This is a genomic window from Gemmatimonas sp., assembly GCF_031426495.1.
Classification (GTDB): domain Bacteria; phylum Gemmatimonadota; class Gemmatimonadetes; order Gemmatimonadales; family Gemmatimonadaceae; genus Gemmatimonas.
The window spans coordinates 37,155-55,031 of sequence record NZ_JANPLK010000014.1 but is presented as its reverse complement, the minus strand read 5'-3'; the positions used below and the strand labels follow the sequence as shown (position 1 = coordinate 55,031).

The 17,877-nt window shown below is 66.9% G+C and carries 12 protein-coding genes; 8 read left to right on the top strand and 4 right to left on the bottom strand.

What is annotated here, in order from left to right:
• Positions 1–25 precede the first annotated feature (25 nt).
• The 3 genes from RMP10_RS04405 to RMP10_RS04395 all read right to left on the bottom strand — a co-directional run bounded on the left by RMP10_RS04405 (position 26) and on the right by RMP10_RS04395 (position 7,422).
• Positions 26–1,462: a RagB/SusD family nutrient uptake outer membrane protein gene (locus RMP10_RS04405; RefSeq protein WP_310569205.1), complete on the bottom strand. Its 1,437-nt coding sequence runs from the start codon at positions 1,460–1,462 to the stop codon at positions 26–28.
• Between the two features lie 36 nt (positions 1,463–1,498).
• A complete protein-coding gene (locus RMP10_RS04400; RefSeq protein ID WP_310569204.1) occupies positions 1,499–4,504 on the bottom strand; it encodes a SusC/RagA family TonB-linked outer membrane protein in 3,006 nt (1,001 codons plus the stop codon).
• Between the two features lie 248 nt (positions 4,505–4,752).
• Positions 4,753–7,422 (bottom strand): M1 family aminopeptidase, encoded by a 2,670-nt coding sequence (locus RMP10_RS04395; protein ID WP_310569203.1) that lies wholly within the window; start codon positions 7,420–7,422, stop codon positions 4,753–4,755.
• 87 nt (positions 7,423–7,509) lie between these two features.
• Here RMP10_RS04395 and RMP10_RS04390 point away from each other — a divergent pair, with 87 nt between their 5' ends.
• The 6 genes from RMP10_RS04390 to RMP10_RS04365 all read left to right on the top strand — a co-directional run bounded on the left by RMP10_RS04390 (position 7,510) and on the right by RMP10_RS04365 (position 14,757).
• The gene (locus RMP10_RS04390; RefSeq protein WP_310569202.1) at positions 7,510–8,151 is read left to right on the top strand and encodes a sigma-70 family RNA polymerase sigma factor; all 642 of its coding nucleotides are present in this window, start codon (positions 7,510–7,512) and stop codon (positions 8,149–8,151) included.
• Positions 8,148–9,095 (top strand): zf-HC2 domain-containing protein, encoded by a 948-nt coding sequence (locus RMP10_RS04385; protein ID WP_310569201.1) that lies wholly within the window; start codon positions 8,148–8,150, stop codon positions 9,093–9,095. The genes RMP10_RS04390 and RMP10_RS04385 overlap by 4 nt, the downstream gene beginning before the upstream one ends.
• A 71-nt stretch (positions 9,096–9,166) precedes the next feature.
• On the top strand, positions 9,167–10,546 hold the full coding sequence (locus tag RMP10_RS04380; protein ID WP_310569200.1) for a hypothetical protein: 1,380 nt from the start codon (positions 9,167–9,169) through the stop codon (positions 10,544–10,546).
• On the top strand, positions 10,543–11,295 hold the full coding sequence (locus RMP10_RS04375; RefSeq protein ID WP_310569199.1) for a hypothetical protein: 753 nt from the start codon (positions 10,543–10,545) through the stop codon (positions 11,293–11,295). Before RMP10_RS04380 ends, RMP10_RS04375 begins: the two co-directional genes overlap by 4 nt.
• A gap of 44 nt (positions 11,296–11,339) precedes the next feature.
• Complete coding sequence (locus RMP10_RS04370) at positions 11,340–13,361, top strand: cache domain-containing protein (protein WP_310569198.1); 2,022 nt, start codon at positions 11,340–11,342, stop codon at positions 13,359–13,361.
• Positions 13,362–13,440: 79 nt separating this feature from the next.
• Positions 13,441–14,757 (top strand): CHRD domain-containing protein, encoded by a 1,317-nt coding sequence (locus tag RMP10_RS04365; RefSeq protein WP_310569197.1) that lies wholly within the window; start codon positions 13,441–13,443, stop codon positions 14,755–14,757.
• Between the two features lie 16 nt (positions 14,758–14,773).
• Here the strand turns inward: RMP10_RS04365 and RMP10_RS04360 are convergent, their stop codons facing one another.
• Positions 14,774–15,784 (bottom strand): hypothetical protein, encoded by a 1,011-nt coding sequence (locus RMP10_RS04360; RefSeq protein WP_310569196.1) that lies wholly within the window; start codon positions 15,782–15,784, stop codon positions 14,774–14,776.
• A 187-nt stretch (positions 15,785–15,971) separates the two neighbouring features.
• Between RMP10_RS04360 and RMP10_RS04355 the strand changes: the two genes are divergently transcribed.
• Both RMP10_RS04355 and RMP10_RS04350 read left to right on the top strand, forming a co-directional pair.
• The gene (locus RMP10_RS04355; protein ID WP_310569195.1) at positions 15,972–17,438 is read left to right on the top strand and encodes a Rieske 2Fe-2S domain-containing protein; all 1,467 of its coding nucleotides are present in this window, start codon (positions 15,972–15,974) and stop codon (positions 17,436–17,438) included.
• Between the two features lie 74 nt (positions 17,439–17,512).
• Positions 17,513–17,848, top strand: coding sequence for a hypothetical protein (locus RMP10_RS04350; RefSeq protein ID WP_309673046.1), 336 nt, complete (start codon positions 17,513–17,515; stop codon positions 17,846–17,848).
• Positions 17,849–17,877: the final 29 nt, after the last annotated feature.

Sequence of the window (17,877 nt, the reverse complement as noted above, 5' to 3'; positions counted from 1 at the left end):
CTCCTTACTCCGTACTCCGTACTCCTCAGCACCCCGGCCCGGCAATCGGCGCCGGCTTGCCGACGCGCACCAGACACTCCGCCTGCGGAATCGGCATCACGCGGGCAACGAAATGCACGTTCACGCCAGTGGTGATGTCCAGCGGCAGCTGGTTCAACCGGCCGTAGCGACGCATATCGATCCAGCGATGCCCTTCGAGCATCAGCGAGTAGCGCTTGTTGTACAGGATCTCCGTCAGCACATCGGCATCGCTCGACGCGGCCGTCAGCGTGGTCGGTGCCAATCCACCCGAATTCACCCGGATCTGATTGATCAGCGCGATCGCGCCCGCCTTGTCGGCGGTGGCCAACAGCGCCTCCGCACGAAGCAGGATGAGCTCCTCGTTCCGGATGATCGGAATGCTGCTCGTCAGCGCCGGGTAGATGTTGAAACCCAGCGATGACGGGATACCAAGTCCCTGTGGTGCGTTACGAGTCGGCCGCGCACCGATCTTCGTCGTGTACCGATCGTCAGGCTGTCCACTCGCCTTGTTCTGCGCGTCCGTCTGAAATGAGCCGTGCGCGTAGATGTCGGTCGCCGTGACCACGTTCAGGGGGTTGTTGGCGTCGCCCGTCGCGGCCGAGTACACGTGCACCGGCCCGACATCGAGCTGTGCGCGCGTGGTCGCGGCGGTGTTCAGGAATGACGCGGTGAGTGCTGTGAGGGCACGCTGCCACGCCGCCGCACCGCCGCCGCTGGTGGCGTAGTACGCCGCCGCTCGCGCCGCGATCGCCCGGTTGAACAACCGGAACGTGGACGGCGTGTTGAATCCGGCGAAGCCGGCGTGGATGGTAAACGGAAACGCGCTCCCGCCGGCCGCCAGGTTGGCCGCGCCGTCATCGAGCGTGGCCAGGATGTACTTGTACGTGGAGTCACGCGACACGAATGCGGCGAGGTCAGACGCATTCTGCTTGATCTCCACGACCGCGCCGAGGGTGTCGCGCGTGCTGATCACGTACAGCAGCTCCAACCCTTCGAGCGTCTTGGCAAAGCCCTGAACGGCGCTCTTCTGCTCCGCGGAGAGCGAGCTCGATGCGGTCGCGGCGTTCTTCAGATTGAAGATGTCGCGCAGATTGCCGTACTGAGCAGCCCAGTTCCCAACCGCAAACCCGGCTGGATCGAGTCGGTTCTGCCCGGAAATGCCAATCAGGAAACCCGACGTGTTACGCCCCTCCTGCGGGGTGTAGTTGTACGACTCACGACCGAAAATTCCGGTCGAGCTCATAAAGCCACCGCGGGCACCACGCAGCTGTCGCAGCAGTCCCGTGGCCTGCAGCTGTAGCGCCTGCGGGTCAGCGGCCGCCGCTGCCACGGTGGGCGTGTTGGGGTTCGTGATGTTGAGCTGGTCGGCGCTACAGGCGCCGAGGGACAAGGCCGCACCAAGTGCAGCGATGCTCCGGACCGATGTCAAAGTCGTCTTCACAGAGGACGAGGCCGTGTTAAGTGAGATCGTCATGGTTTAGAACCCCACGTCGACGCTGAAGAAGAACTGACGGCTCGCCGGGAACGGCGCGAGATCGATGAAGCGGTTGAAGTTCGAGTTGCCGAAGTTGCTGAACTCCGGATCGAAGCTCCAATACTTGGAGAAGATGGCGAGGTTTCGGCCACTCAAGTTGAAGCGCAACGAACTGGCGCCCGGAATCTTCTTCGCCAACGCGTCAGGCGCCTGATAGTTCACCGTCACTTCACGGATCTTCACGTATGAACCGTTCTGGATGTACGGTCGGATGTCGCCGCTGTTGAAGGTGGCGTAGCGCTGCTTACCCTCGGCCACAAAATCGCGCGACTGACCACCTTCGTCCCACAGGTTGTTCGTCATGTTCGACACGTAACCGCCGTTCCGCCAATCGAGCAACGCCGACACCGTGAACCGCTTGTACGAGAAGTCGTTGTTGAACGTCGTCGTATGGATCGGATTCGAGTCAAACAGGATCGTGTCGGCCACGACGTTGGGCTGCCCCGGCACGGCGTTCGGACGGAGCGGGGCGTTGCCCCAGATGTTCGTCGAACGCGTGCCACGCTGAATGCGGTTACGTCCGTACGACGCGCCGAAGGAACCACCGACGGCGAATGCCGGCACCGGGATGGAGTCGGTGAACTGCGCGTTCTGATTGTAGATGATGCGCGTGGTCCATTCGAAATTGCGCGTGCGGATCGGTACCGCCGACAACACGGCTTCAGTGCCGAGCACCGACAGCTGGCCGCCGTTGATCACTTGCGTGCCCAGGCCAGACGACGGCGCCAGCGGGAACGTGAGCAACAAGTCCGTGATACGGCGCTGGTAGCGCGAGAATTCCACGCCCATCCGGCCGCCGAACAGCGTGGCGTCCGTACCGAACTCGGTCTCGTTCATGACTTCCGGCTTCACGATCGTGCTGCCGAGCTGGCCAGCGGAGACGAGCGAGCCGCCGCCGCCGATCAACCCACCGTCGGCGTACAGAATGTCGCGATCAGCCCAACGCGGCCGGTTGCCCGACTGGCCCCACGCCGCGCGGAACTTGATCTCGTCGATCTTGTCCGTGAGCGGCTTCACGAAACGGTACGATCCCGAGAACTTGGGGAACGTGTAGAACTTCTCGCGGTCTCCGTTGGCACTCGAACGGTCGGCACGAAGGCCGGCGTTCAAAGCCAGCTTTTCGTCGAGCATGAGCAACTGCGTCTGCGCATACATCGACTGATCGCGGAACTCGGTGCGCGCGTTCGTGATGGCGATGTCTTGCGCGCCCAACGCGATCTTGCGCGTCGGCAGCAGGCCGCGTCCACGTACGCTGTACTGATTCAGCGCTTGCGTTTCGTACGTGCCACCGAACGACGTCGTTGCCGACGTCAGCCACTTGCTGTTCGGGCTGTAGGTCCAGACGGCGTTCACGCCTTGGTTCATCTGGAGACTCGACGCGTTTACCTGATTCGCCGTACCCAGGAACCCGTCGGCTGGCTCGACCTGGAAGTAGTTCGGGAAGTACTGATAGCCTTCCTGCTGGAAGCGGTCGACACCGGTCAGGTACGAGAGCTGCACCGAGTTCTTGGTGGTCGACAACGCCGTGTAGCCGACGCGCACGTTACCCGCCTGGCGCCACACGCTCTCTGTGTTGTCTGCGAAGTTGAAGACTTCGAACGGGTTCGACGTGCCGAAGCCGGGGCGCGTGCTGCCGGTGTAGAACGGCATCTGGACGTAGCGGCCCGAGGCATCCTTCTTGGTCAGGTCGATGATCGCCGGGTTGTACGCCAGCGAATAGATCGGGCTCACACCGGCATTGTCGTTGTTGCCGAATCCGCGCTGGAAAGAGTTGCGCGTGACGTCAAGACCAGCGCTCACGGTGAGCTTGGTGCCGATCGTCTGGTCGAGGTTGACACGACCGCCGGTACGACGCGCGCCCGTGTTGATCGCGATGCCCGACTCCTGTCGGTCATTCAACGAGACGAAGTAGCGGGTATTGTTTGCGCCACCGGCCGACGAGAGGAGCGTTTCCCAGCTCGGCGACGTCCGACCATACAGATCCTTCTGCCAGTCGAACGACGGGCACGCGCCGGTGCCGCACACCGCGCGAGCGATCGAGTCGCCGTACACGCCGCCGACATAGGGCTTCACTTCGGCGTAGTTCTCGAACGAGCGATGACCGAGAAGACGCTGGGCCTGCTGCGTCCCCATGCGCTGAACCACGTTCCACGTGGCTCTGCCCTGCTTGCCGCGCTTGGTGGTGATCACCACCACACCGTTGGTGGCCCGAGAGCCGTAGATGGCCGTCGCGGCCGCCGACTTCAGCACTTCGATGTTCTCGACATCGTTCGGGTTCAGGTCGGCCAGACGGTTCACCACTTGGTCCTGACTCGACCCGGTGCTGCCGGAGGCGCGACTCACCGAGCTCGATCCCGACGAAATGCTGGCGTTCGAAATGATGACGCCGTCCACCACGTACAGGGGGTCGCCGGAGGCGAGCACCGACGTGGCGCCGCGAATCTGAATCTGCGCACCGCCGCCCGGGGCGCCGCTATTTTCAAACATGCGCGCACCGGCCACTTTGCCGGCCAAGTTGCTTTCAATGGAACGAGCCGGCACGCGGTTTAGCTCCGGACCACCGACGGTTGCCACGGCGGTCGCCGCCACCTTACGATCCGTCGTCGTCGCCTGACCCGTCACCGTCACGCCTTCCAGCTGCAGCACGTCCTTCTCGAGGACGAAGTTGGCCGTGTTCTCGGTCGCACCGAGGCGGATCGTCTGGCGCTTGAAGCCGAGCTGACGCGCGAGCACGAGCACTTCGCCCGATGGCACGCGCATGCGGAATTCACCGCGTTCGTTGGTCCGGACACCGACCTGCTGGCCGACGATGCTGACGGTCACGTCAGCGATGGGGGTGCCGACGACGGCTTGCGTCACCTTACCCGAGATATCGCGGGTTTGTGCGTCCGCGCGAAGCGGCAGCACGGCAACCGCGAGCGCCGCGGCGAGCGAGAAAAACCTACCCATAAAGGGTCTCCGATGGAGGGGAAGGCGGAGCGGGAGGGCAGCAGCACGAGCACACGGCATCGGCCTGCTGTCAGCTTGTCCGATGTCATCGTGGGACGAAACCGAGACCCAGCTGTGACAACGGCACATTCAAAGCAAAGGTATTAACAACGAGTACCCCCCAGCTAGGTCACAAATTGGTACGGCGGGCGAATTCTGCTCGCAACCCGAACCATCATGTCCCCATAGTATGAGGGATAAGCGGCAATTCAGGGAGGCGAAGTGACCGCCGCGAACGCGAGCCGGATCCGCACCGTACGCTCGAGCTCGTCACGACTCTGCCGGATCTTCTGCTGGAGATCCGCCGCGAGCGTCGGACGCGCCGCCAGCCAACGGTCAATCTGCGCCAGCGCCTCGGCATCGCTCTGACCGCCGATCGTCGCGCCGAGCCAGCTGCCCAGAAAGAAGATGCGGCGATTCTGTTGGATCCACGGCAGCGTATCGAGCGCAGGCACAAGGTAGGCCTTCGTCATCGCGGCCTGATCGGCGTCGTGGAAGCTCCGGAGGCTCGACGTCACCCACTCCTCGTTGAGTCCGGCATCGGCAAACCAGCGCGTGAACAACGCCCCCTTGTGTGCCGAATCCGGCCGCGCCGCGCTGGCCACGAACGCCTGACGCTGCCCTTCACTGGTGGAATCGCGGCGCACTTCTGCGACCAGCCGCGACGAGGCCGTCGGGGCCGCGCGCGCCACCAGGCGGGTCACGATCGACCACCGCGTCGGCGGACGGAGCGCCAGCCCGGCCGCCGTGTCGCCATCGAGCCAGCGATCGAGCCGTTGCAGCGAGGCTGGCACGCGCGCGAGTCCGATCGCCGCGTCGAGCTGCGTCTTGCGCTGCCCATAGCTCCGCGTGCTGTCGGCGGCGCCTCGCAACAGCAACGGCTCCGCTCGAGCGAGCAGCGCGTCGCGCGCCACGTCGTCGGTGTAGCGACCGATCACGGTCGACAGCCGGCTCACCAGCGTCCCCGTGATCTGCTCGTCGCGCTCGGTGGGCAGTTCCCGCATCACCATGTCAGCATAGCGCGCCGGGGAGAGGCGTGCTTCACGCACCAGATCCCACAACGATCCCCACAACATCGCCCGCAGAAAGTCATCGCGCACGCTGCCGATGTGCTGCTCGAGCCACTGCACGCTCACCGCATCCGGGAGCACGATCGCGTAGCCAAAATCGCCATCATTCGCGAACACGAAGTCGGGGGCCGCACGCCCCGCGGCGGCCCTCACGATCGTGGTATCGCCGCGCATTTCCACCGGGAGACGTACCGCCGGCTTGTTGGCATAGAACAACAGGACCTGCACCTTGAGCGGCCAGGCACCGCCACCCGACAGCGCCGGTTGTGCCGCGCGTTGCACCAACGCCAGTCGCTGCACCACGCCGTTGCGCACCGTCAGGCGCTGCTCGACCAGCGGCATGCCCGGGCGCAGCATCCACGCCTGTCCCCAGGCTGTGAGATCGCGATTGGCGGCGCGCCCTACGTTGCCCAGCAATTCGCGCCACGTCCCATTGCCGTACGCATGGGTGCGCAGGAAATCCTGCACCCCGCGCTGAAAGGCGGCGGCCCCCACGAGATACTCCAGCTGCTTCAGCACACCCGGGGCCTTGTTGTACACGATCGGGCCGTAGTTGCTCTTCGCCTGATCGAGGTTCCCGAGCTGCTGCCAGATCGGTGTCGTGCCCGCCGTGGCGTCGGTCGCATAGGCCACCGGCTTGTTGCGCAGATAGAACGTCTTCCACGCGTTCGACCTGGGCTCGAGGTCGGCCTGCATGCGGGCCGCCATGTACGTCGCGAATCCTTCCTTCAACCACAGGTCGTCGAACCACCGCATGGTCAGGTAATCACCAAACCACTGGTGGGCCACTTCGTGAAACGTCGTCGCCTGCCGCCCAAGCAGCTGCGACACGGTCGGTCGTTCACGATAAATGAAACTCTCTTCGTTGTAGAACACCGCGCCCGGATGCTCCATGCCGCCGAACGGGAACGCCGGGGCGAGCAGGGCATCGAACTTGTCGAAGGCATACGGGATGCCGAACCAGTCGCCGAGCCAGCGCAGCGCACGCGCATTCATCTCGATCAACGTGTCGCTCTCCGCTTCGGCGCGCCGGGACTGTCGCATCCAGAGCGAGACCGGTACCGGCGCCGCCGCGGAGGTCGTGGCCACGCTCCGGGTGACACTGGCCCACGGACCCGCCGCGAACGCAATGAGATAGGTGCTGAGGCGCTGCGTCTCGGCGAACCGGTGTGTCGCTACGGTGCCCGCGGTGTCGATACCGATCGCTGTGCCGTTCGCCAGCGCGCGCCAGGCGACCGGTGTCGTGAGCGAGAGGCGGACCTTCGCCTTCAGATCGGGCTGATCGAAACAGGGGAAGAGCAGGTTCGCGTCCGACGGCACGAGCAGCGTGTACAGGTACACGTTGCCGTCGGTGGCATCGCGGTTGCGGATGATACTGGCGCCGGCTTGGGCCACCGGCGTCGCGAACCCCACCTCGATCGCATTCCGACCGGGACGGAGACGCGCGGCGGGAATCACGAGGTGGTGACGATTCCAGGCCGCCGCCAGTTCCAGCCATGCCGTGCCGTTGATCCGACCGTCGCGCACCGACAGTCCTCGGAAGTCGAGGACGACATCGCCCGGCGTGCGTTGCGTGAACGACACCGTCACCCGCCCCGTCGCCGTGTCTCCCGCACTCACCGACAGGGCGAGGTCGTAGGCCACGTCGGTGATCTGCGCCTCCCGAAGGCGCGCCAAGTCGGCGGATACGCCTGGGCCGGTCAACAATGGTGACTGCGCGTCGGCGCTGGTGACGGCAACACACGCGAGGGCGGCGGCGAGGACTCCCGTGATGGGGCGCGGAAGACGGCAGGATCGGGAAGAGGACATCCAAGCAAGCTGCCCGCCACCGCAGGGGCTGTCCAGCGGCCGGTCCCCGGAGGGAATAGTTTGCCTCGTGCCCCCGTCACTCACCGTATGACTCCCGCTTCGGCCGATGCCTTCGCGCTGCGACAGCAGCGCTACGAGGATCTCGTGCGTCCGCATCTCGATCGCCTCCTCGGCTTCGCGGCGCGGCGCACCGTCTCCTTCAGTGATGCCGAAGACGCCGTGCAGGACATGTGCGTGCGGGCGTGGAGCGCCTTTGATGAACTGCGCGATCCCGCGCGCGTGCGTCCGTGGCTCTTCAGCATTCTCCGCACGGTGCTCAGCGACGCGTTCGATCGCACCGGCCGCCGTGCTCGCCTGGTGCCCATGTCGCGTCTCGAGGACGTGCACGAGCAGTTCGTCTCGACCGACTCCGATGTCGTTTTCGCCGAGGTGGTGGCGCGCCTCGACGAGGAAATGATCAGAATGGCGCTCGACGCCATTCCCGAGGACTTCGCTTCGGCCGTCGAGCTGCACGACATCGAAGGGTTCAAATATCACGAGATCGCCGACATCGTCGGCGTGCCGATCGGCACGGTGATGAGCCGGATCTCGCGCGGTCGCCGGCTACTGGCCGGCGTCATCGTGGAACGTCGGCAGCAGTGGGCGCTCGGATCGCCTGACAGCGGCCGACGCCGCGAGCCCCGCTCAGAACCGCGGAGCGGCCAAGGACGAGCGCCGAGGACATCATGAGTGAGTGGCAGGGAGGGGCAGCCGCGGGCCGACTACAGCCCGAGGACGACGCGACACGCGAGGCGCGGCACGAGGTGCTGGCGACGCTGTTGGCGGCGTACGTCGACGGCGAGTTGCCGCCGGAAACGATGGCGCAGATCGACGCGCACCTACTCGGCTGCCGTCGCTGTCGTTGCGAGGTCACGGTGCACCAGAGTCTCGCGACGCGACTCTCTCGCGTCACCCGACCGGCCGTCTCGGCGGCCTTGGACGACCGGCTGAGCGCCACGATCGCGACCGCATCGATCGTCGCGGCGCCCGCTGCCGCGTCACCCGCTGCCGCGTCACCCGCTCACGCGGAGCCGGTAATGGCGGCGTCGCTCGTTGCGGCGCCGATAGTCGGCACACCCGCGGCGGCCGCGAGTCGGCGCCGTTGGATGCTTGGCGTCGCCTCGGTCGCGGCGGTGTTCGTCACCGCGCTTGTGTTCTCCCCGCCCGGTCGGGCACCCGAACTGGCCGCGTTGCAGCCGGCGCCGCTCGTCGTGACCACGCCGATCCCCCTGCTCGAGCTGCTGGCCGCCGACTTTCGCACCGCCAGCGCGCGCGACCTCCCAGGGCGCGCGCGCGATTTGGAGACCGTGCGAGGCGCTGTCCCCTTTACGGTGCAACCGCTTCGTCACGCCGACCTCCAGCTGGTCGCTGCGTGGACCACAGATCTCGATGGTGAGGTGGCGGCGGTGCTCGCGTACAAATGGCGTGATGCGCTGGTGATGCAGTACGTCGTCTCAGACCCATGGCTGTTTCGCTCGCTCACGATTCGCGGCGCGTTCGCGGCTGGTCAGTCTTTGGGCACCGATGTCTCTGGCGTCGGCATGCTGGCCTGGTCGTTTGGGGAGGGAAGCACGGTCGTGGTCGCCGACGAGCGCTGGCCGACGCTCGTGACACTGCATCCGCGCGCGCGCTGACGGCTCGCCGGCGCCACCGATGGATCATGGAACACGTTGCGCTCGATCCAATCGCACCACTGATTGGAGTCGTGTTCACTCCCCGTCGGTTGGTCCGTCTCGGGTCGGCGTTGCTGCTGACCGTCAGCGCCCGCGGCCTGCATGCCCAGGGGCCACCGGCGCGCGATTCGCTGGCCCGCGATTCCACGGCGGCACGCGTGGTACTCGATTCGATTGCCGCGCGGCTGGAGCGCGCCGAGGCAGCACTGGCGTTGCTTCGCCAGCAACTTGCGACCGAGTCGTCCACCCAGGTTCGTTTGCGCTCACGGGTGCAGCTCGAACTCTCCGCCCGGCTGATCGTGAATGGCTGGCGCACCACCGGCATCGCTTCGAATTCGGAGGTGCCGACCTTCGCGGCGGTGGCCCGACCGGCCGACCCCCGGTACGGCTCCACCGGCTTGCATACCCTCGGACTGTCCATGCGTCAGTCGCTCGTGGGCGCGAGCGTCAGCGTGGACAGTGTGCTGGGCGGTGTACTCGTGGCCGATGTCGAGCTCGATTTCTTCTCGCGTGCACTCGATCCGATCCCGCCGCTCTTTCCCGAACCGCGCCTGCGCACGGCGCGCGCCATGCTGGTGTGGCCGCGCACGGAGGTGATGGTCGGCATGGAAACGCCGCTCATCTCCGATCTCACGCCGATCACCGCGGCCGGCGTGGCGATCCCCACGTTCACGGCAGCGGGAAATTTGTGGAACTGGTTGCCGCAGCTACGCGTGACACGCGAGCTCTGGCGGCGCGGCGCCGTCACGCCGGTCTCGATCGCGCTGCAGGGGGCGGTCATGTCGCCCTTTAGCGCGGACCGCCATGTGACCGACGCGGCAGGGCCCGACGCCGGCCAACTCAGTGGGCGACCGGCGCTCGAGTCGCGAGCCAGACTGCGCTGGGGCATCGAGGAGGATGTCGCCGGGCTCCAGTCGGTCATCCAGCGCGGCGGTGAGGTCGGGGTCGGTGCCCACCGCGGGTGGCTGCGGGCCGTGGGCGACACCAACCTGACGAGTTGGGCCACCAGCGCCGATGGACGCGTCGCCCTTGGACATGGCGTCGAGGTGCGCGGCGAAGCGTATCGAGGCCGACTCCTCCGAGGGCTCGGCGGCGGCGCCATCGGTCAGAATTTCGGCGTCCTGGGCGACAACGTCGACAAACCTGGGGTGCCGCTCACCGACGTCGCCGGATGGGTGCAGATCAATGCGCAGTGGCACCCGCGTGTGATCGCTGGCGTGGGCTGCGGCACCGATCGCGTGTTGGGCGCCAGCGCAGATCGTCGTCGTAACAGTGTGTGTGCGGTGCATGCGATGTGGCGTCCGGCGCAGCCGCTCCTCTTCTCATTTGAACTGCGCGACTTCAAGACCCGCTACGCCGCCGGACTACAGCATGCCCGCCATCTCAATATCGGCTTCGGGATCGAGCTATGACCCTGGCTCGCACGCGTCGCACGCATCGCTCGCGGCCCTCGCGATACCTGCGATTCGCCGCGTTCGCGTACGCGCTCGCGTACGGTGCTGCGCTGTGCGGCGTCGGAACCGCCGCGAGGCTCGGAGCGCAGGGTGCCGTGCGCGGCCAGTTGCGGGTGATCGAGACGGCCAACGGCGCGCCCGCCACGCTCGGTGACGCGGTGATCTACCTCGAGGCGGACGGCGAGCGACCGCGCATGCCCACCGTCGCCATGGTCAAGGCATCGGTGGGGATGCGACTCCGCGAGTTCGTACCGCGCGTGCAGACCATCGGCGTCGGCGGTGCGGTCGCGTTCCCCAATCAGGATCCGTTCAGCCATAACGTGTTCTCGAACTCCGCACTCGGGGCCTTCGATCTCGGACTGTACCGCACCGGGAAGAGCCGCGCGGCCACGTTCCCCAAGGCCGGCGTGTACGCGATCTACTGCAACATCCACGCGCGCATGGTGAGCTATGTGGTTGCCGTCCCCACGCCGTATGTCGCACGGGCACAATCATCCGGTGTGTTCACGCTCCCGGGCGTGCCGGCAGGAACATGGCGGCTACACGTGTGGCATGAGCGGGCACCCGAACACGTAGAAACGATCACCGTTCCCGTCGACGGTCTCTCCGACATCGTGGTGGCCCTCGACGGGCGCGGCTACGTGCCCAAGCCCCACACCAACAAGTTCGGACAGCCCTACGCGACATCGCGCGCTGACCGGTACTAGCGGCGTCGGCGATGCACGTCACCGCGCGCGTTTTCGTGGGAGTGGTGACCATCGTCGCCCTGGTATTGGGGACGGTGTTCACGGTGGCGCGCACCGAAGCGCGACGCGCCGCCGATGCCGGCGCGGTGCGCGCGCTCGAGCAATCAGCCGACCTCGTCGCGCAGCTCCTCGCTGGACGTGGCCGCAGTCTCGCCGGCGGCGCGCGCGTATTCGTACAAGGGCCGTACTTTCGCACGCTCGTCGCCGAAAGCCGTCGTGACGACATCCTCGACCAGACGTTCGAGGCCGCCGAGCAACTCGATGCCTCGTGGGTGTTCATCACCGACGCGTCGGGGATGCTGGTGGCGAAGTCCGACGAACCGTCGGCCTCCGGCGATCAGCTCGCCAACGTCGCACTGATCTCAGGGGCGCTCCGTGGACAGGTGATGACCGGCTTCGGAGGCTCCGGGGATTCCGCACTCTTTCAAGCGACCGCCGTCCCGGTCGCCGCACCCGGAGGCTCGCCGTTCGGCGTGTTGGTTGCCACGCGACTCCTCGACTCCGCGATGGCGGTCGACATCGCGACGGCCACGGGCAGTGCGTTGGTCTTCTATGTACGCACCACCGACGGCGTGGCTCATGTGGCGGCATCGACGTTGTCGCGCGATGCGTCGCTGCGTTCGGCCGTTCGGCGCCGGGCATCAGGGCAGGCCCCGCTCGTCATAAACGGTCGCGAGTGGCGCGCGCACGCGACGGCGCTCAACACCGCCGGTGGCACGGAGGTCGGTGGTTATCTCGTGTTGCGCCCTGCCGAGGTCGACGTGCCGACGATCACGGCGCTGCGACGTGCGATGGCCATCGCCAGCGCACTCGGTTTCCTGCTCGCCGTATTCGCTGCGCTGATCGCACACCGCGTCGTGGTCGCGCCGGTGCGCCGGCTCGAGCGCGAGCGGCGGGACCTCACTCGCGACGTAATGCTCGCGCGCCGTGATCTGCACGACCATGTCGCGCTCAGTCGGTTGCTCTCGCTTGATGTCGCGACGTCGGTCACGGCGGAGCATCCCGTTGCGGTGGAGCCGTCGCGCACCGTACTGCCAAGTCGGGTTCGCGTAGAGCGCCCGCGCACACTCCCGCGCACGCTTCCGCGCTCGCTTCCGCTGTCGCTGTCGCTGCCGATGCCGCGACACGCCGACGGTGACATCACGCCTTTCGCGCTGGGCAGCACCGTCGCGCAGCGCTATCGCATCGACGCCATACTCGGGGCGCGTGACCGCGGCGTGCTGTATCGCGCGTTCGATGTTGCGCGTGGTGAAACCGTGGCGCTGGGCGTGCTCCGGCCCGAACGGCTCTTTCTCGACGACGACGCGCGCGCGTTGCTGACTGCCGATGTGTCGACGGCGAGCCGCGTGGAGCATCCGCACGTGGCGCAGGTGCGGGACGTCGGCGACGAGCGCGGTGTTCCGTTCGTGACCTCGGAGTTCGTGCCGGGCGTGTCGCTCGCCAGCGTGCTCCGCCATTGGGGGACGTTGCCGGCCGACGCCGTGATCGCACTGGCGCGGCAACTGCTGCGCGCGCTGGCGGCGACGCACGCGCACCACGTGATCCACGGTGATATCAAGCCGAGCGACATTCGCATCACGCCCGGCGGACAGGTCAAGCTCACGGGATTCGGCATCGCGCACGCGCTTCGCGACGCCGCGCAGCGGGCGCAGTCGGTACAGCGCGCCGGCGACGCCGCGCTGTCGGGACGCCTCGTCGGCGCGACAGTGGGGACGCCTGAGTATCTCGCTCCTGAACAGCTCGTCGGCGCGCCGGCGTCATCCGCCAGCGACCTGTATGCACTGGGCGTGGTGTTGCAGGAGTGTCTCGCGGGGCACGCCATGCAACGGAATGACATGCCGGTCACGCTCATCGGCAAACGCTTGGGCGACGACATGGGCGAGTACGCGCGCACCGACGTGGCCGCCTGGCCGCCGCCGCTTGACACACTCATCGCGGCCATGACCGCGAATGATGCGGCCCACCGGGCCCCCTCGGCGGCTCACCTGCTTGAACGGCTCGAGATCTCAACGCTGCCGCTGGAATAGTTTCGTCACTCGTTCGCTCTACCCCCCGGAGGCGATGCACGTCCGCGTCGTCGATCCTTTCTCGCCGGGAGACCGACCGATGTTCACCACAGTCCGCGATGCACGCGGTACGCGCGCCGCCCAGATGTTGCTGCTGTTCACCCTCGCGGCCTGCAGCGGCGGCGATGGCGGCACCACACCGACGCCTGTTGTCGTCGCGGCATCAGTCGCCGTGAGTGCCTCCGAAACCGGTGCGCTGACCGCGATCGGTGCCACGCGGTCGTTCTCGGCGGTGGTGAAGGATGCGAGTCAGGCCACGCTGAGCGGAGCCGCCGTGAGCTGGACCACGAGCAACGCCGCCGTCGCGACCGTCGCTGGATCCGGCGCCAGCGCCACGGTGACGGCCACCGGCAATGGCTCCGCCACTATCACAGCGACCAGCGGATCGGTGTCGGGTACCGTCGCGGTCGATGTCGCGCAGCGCTTCGCCACGTTGGCCGTGCAGGCGGCCGCGCTGACACCGGCGATAGGCAGCACCACGCAGCTCACTGCCACCGCCCGTGACTCCCGCGGCAATGCTATCGCCGGTGTCACTGGCGTGACGTACACGACCGCCGATCGCACGAAGGCCATCATCAGCGTCGACGGACTCGTCACCGCCATCGCTCCGGGCGCCGCTTCGGTTGGCGCATCGCTCACGCGTGACGGAGTCACCGCCACGGGCAGCGCCTCGCTCACGGTGACCGCGCCAATCAGTGGGGCTGCCGCCGCTTCCGTCGAGGCGACGAACGCCAATGTCTTCACGCCGCCCGCCATTACGATCGCGGAAGGTGGCGTGGTCACCTTCGCCTTCGGAAGCATCGCGCACAACGTGCTGTTCCAGTCGGCGGGGGCCCCGACGAACATTGCGACCGTCGCCAGTACGACGGCGGCGCGCACTTTCCCCACTGCCGGCAGCTACCCGTATGTGTGCTCGCTGCATGCCGGCATGTCGGGCACCGTGACCGTGCTGCCCAACGGGATCCTCGCCCTGCTCAACGGCGCCAACGAGCGCCCGAATCCGGTGACCACCAGCGCCAACGGCGCCGCCGTCTTCACCCGCAACGGCACATCGGTCACGTACATCGTGACGTATCAGGGCATCGCCTCGATCCCGACCGGTGCCCACATCCACGCCCCGGCCGGCCTCACCGCCACCGCGGGCGTCATCGTCGATCTGGTCAAGCAGACCCAGACCAGCAACAGCGGCGTGCTCACGGGCACGTTTACGGCGACGGATATTCGCGGCATCAGTGGACAGCCGCCCATCGCGCTCGACTCGCTCATGACGCTCCTGCGCACGGGCAACGCCTATGTCAACGTGCACTCCTCAACCTTCCCGGCCGGTGAGATTCGCGGCCAGACCGGCACGCCGTAACGGCGAGCCGTAGCCGCTACGGCAGAAACATGCGATCGGCGATCTCGGCAATCTCTTCGGCGTCGCGCCAGGCGTCTTCGAGTGCGCTGAGTTCGCCCTGCATGGCCTGACGTTCGGCGTCCTCGTTCATCGCGATCTCGAGCGCCAGGCGCTCGGTGCCGGTGAGTCCGAGGACGCCCACGTCGTCGTCCCAGAATATCGTATTCTTCGCACGACGCGTGACCCGCAGCGCACTGCTGCTGCGGATGTACTGCTCCGCATCACCGGCTTCGGTAATGCGGCGGGTGGCATCGAGCACCTGGCCCGGCGTGCCGCCGCGCGTGTTCAGTCGCGCCAGCAGTGGACTCGCCACCTGTATGGCCTGCGCCTGATCGAGATCCGTGATGCCCTGCGCGTGCGCCACGCGCAGCACCCACGGCTGGTTCTCGTCGGCGATGATTTCGAGTCGCGCGATATGACTGAACCGCAACGGCCGCAGCAGTCCGTCGGGCGTGCGCACGTGCGCGATGGTGCGGTCGTACTGCAGTCGCGCTTCCACGTGCTCGAGCGGGTCGACCACCGCGCGCTGCCATCGACGGCTGCTCGTCAGGGTACACGTCACGCCGGCTAGCGCCGCCACCGCGCCGACCACCAGCGCCGCGCTCTGACTCAACAACGCCGACGCGGTGGCCCGCGCGTCGGGTAACTGCAGCCGCCGCTTGCGCAGGCGTCCACCGTAGCGCCACGCCGCGAACTCCGGTCGCAGCGGCGTCCCGATGCGCACCAAGTCCAGCCCCTCGCTCAGCGTGGCCAGTCCGATCTGGTCACCGCTCACGCGCACCGGCGTCTCGCGGTAGAGTCGCTCACACGCTTCCACCGCCTCCCATCGCTCCTCGAGCGGCGAGAGATTCCAATTGCGGCACCCGCGACACACCACCCACAGGCGCCCGCGACGCGCGTCGAACGCGATCCGACGGCCAATCGGAAACTCCTCCAGCACCTCGTTCCGGCCGAGGGAGCCGTGGCAGTACAGGCAAGTCGAGAACACGCAGCGCGCTCCAGTGGGGAAGGAGGGGTCGGCACCCTGAACAGCCGACCGTCTCGCTAACATGCAGCTTGTCGCACGGGGCCGCACGCGAAGAACGTGATACCCGCATGATCCTCGCGTGACGAATTGATGAACGTCGTCGTGATGTCCGAACTCGACAGCATGGCGTTCCGCGTTAGTATCCAGTATGCCTCTCGATCCATCGTCCGAGCTCTCGTCCGCGCTGTCATCCGATCGGTCGCTCTGCGGCGGCTGCCATCGGGTCGACCGGCGTCAGTTTCTGGCCTCGGCCTCCGTCCTCTCGCTCGGTGTCCTGGTGTCGGGCTGCGGCGACGGCATCATCAGCGGGCCGGAGCAGGTGCTCGATGCGATACCGACGCCCTTCCGCTTCGATCCGGCCACCATTCCGGAGTTGGCGCAGATCGGCGGCCGCACGGTCGTGGTCTCCGGGACGGCGGCGCCGGTTATGGTCGAACGGCTCGCCAGCGCGCAGTTCCGTGCGCTGTCGCTGGTCTGCCCGCACCGCGGCTCGATCGTCAACGTGGAGCCCAACGGTCTGCGCTGCCCCAACCACGGGGCCGTGTTCGCCAACGACGGGACGTGGCTTGGTGGGCAACCCACCGCCGGACTGGCGGCGCTCGACGTTCGGCGCAACAGCGACGGGTCGCTGTTGATCGGCGGCACCCTCACGCCGCCCGTGCTCGGGCTCGAACGCAACGCGGTCGTGTTCCTGACCACGCTCACCGGCAGCGTCCCCGCTCCACAGACTGTCGCCATCTCGAACGACGGCGGCGGCATTCTCGGCGGACTGGCCGTCACGCTCACCTACGGGCCGGGGCAACGCACGGGCTGGCTGTCGCTGGCCCTTAGTCAGGCGTCGGCTCCCTCCACGCTCACGCTGTCGGCGCAGCGCGGCACGCTGCCGATCGGGAACTACACGGCGACGGTCAACATTGCGGGCATCGGCATCACCAACGGCGCGCAAACCGTGAGCGTTTCGCTGCTCGTGCAGGATCCGACCACCCCCGCCGCCCTGCAGATCTCGACATCGGCCCTCTCGTTCACGGCGCCCCTTGGCAGTACGTCTGCCGCCCAGGTCGTGCAGTGCAACAACAGCGGCGGCGGCACGCTGACCGGGTTGGTCGCCACGGTGTCCTACGGAGCCGGCGGTACTGGATGGATTACCACCATCCTCAATCAGACCACCGCGCCTGCCACCCTCACGGTGCGCCCGAGTGCCGGTGCGCTGGCCGCGGGCAGCTACTCCGCCACCGTCACCGTTAGCGCCAACGGCGTCGCGTCACGCACGATCGCGGTGACGCTCAGCGTGACCGCCGCCGGACTCGTCGTGACTCTCGCCGCCTGGCCCGCATTGGCCATCGTGGGCGGCGTCGCCGGAAGTGTCGGCAACGTGAACGGAGGCCCGGTCGCCGTGTCGCGCCTCAGCGCCACCAGCTTCGCGGCCTTTTCCATGCGCTGCCCACATGCGGGCACCACCATCAACGTGGTGAATGGCACCAGCTTCCGCTGCCCCAATCACGGCGCGCTCTTTAACAGCGCCGGTGTCTGGCAGCCGTCGCCCCAGCGCGCCGACAATCTCTCCACGCTCACGGTGATGTATACGCCCGGTGCAGCGACCCTTACCGTGACCTGAACCGTACCCGTTGAACCACGGGGCCTACCGGGCTACGTTTCAAGGCTGTCTGACCCTAGCCAAGTAACGTAGCCATGCCGACTTACGAGTTCCGCTGCCCCGACGGGTCCATCATCGAGGCGCGCTTCAAGATCTCTGAAGTTCCGGAAAGCATTCCGACGCCCGATGGAACGGGAGTGGCCACGCGTATCATCTCGGGTGGCGCCAGTCTCTTGTTCAAGGGATCCGGGTTCTACATCACGGATTACGGCAAGGACGGCAAGAAGGACCAGCGTACCAGCGGTGGCTCCTCGCCCGCCGAGAGCAGCACCAAGAGCGACAGCGCGAGCGACAGCAAAAGCGACACGAAGAGCGACAGCAAGAGCGCGTCGAAGCCTTCGCCCAGTACGCCGTCCTCGTCTTCCGAATGACGCGAGCCGTTCGCGCGTATTCCTTCTCG

What these genes read in the sequence shown, in the direction of transcription:
- RMP10_RS04400 (WP_310569204.1), bottom strand. Translation starts at nt 4,504, where the DNA reads ATGGGTAGGTTTTTCTCGCTCGCCGCGGCGCTCGCGGTTGCCGTGCTG.
- RMP10_RS04395 (WP_310569203.1), bottom strand. Translation starts at nt 7,422, where the DNA reads ATGTCCTCTTCCCGATCCTGCCGTCTTCCGCGCCCCATCACGGGAGTC.
- RMP10_RS04390 (WP_310569202.1), top strand. Translation starts at nt 7,510, where the DNA reads ATGACTCCCGCTTCGGCCGATGCCTTCGCGCTGCGACAGCAGCGCTAC.
- RMP10_RS04385 (WP_310569201.1), top strand. Translation starts at nt 8,148, where the DNA reads ATGAGTGAGTGGCAGGGAGGGGCAGCCGCGGGCCGACTACAGCCCGAG.
- RMP10_RS04375 (WP_310569199.1), top strand. Translation starts at nt 10,543, where the DNA reads ATGACCCTGGCTCGCACGCGTCGCACGCATCGCTCGCGGCCCTCGCGA.
- RMP10_RS04365 (WP_310569197.1), top strand. Translation starts at nt 13,441, where the DNA reads ATGTTCACCACAGTCCGCGATGCACGCGGTACGCGCGCCGCCCAGATG.
- RMP10_RS04355 (WP_310569195.1), top strand. Translation starts at nt 15,972, where the DNA reads ATGCCTCTCGATCCATCGTCCGAGCTCTCGTCCGCGCTGTCATCCGAT.
- RMP10_RS04350 (WP_309673046.1), top strand. Translation starts at nt 17,513, where the DNA reads ATGCCGACTTACGAGTTCCGCTGCCCCGACGGGTCCATCATCGAGGCG.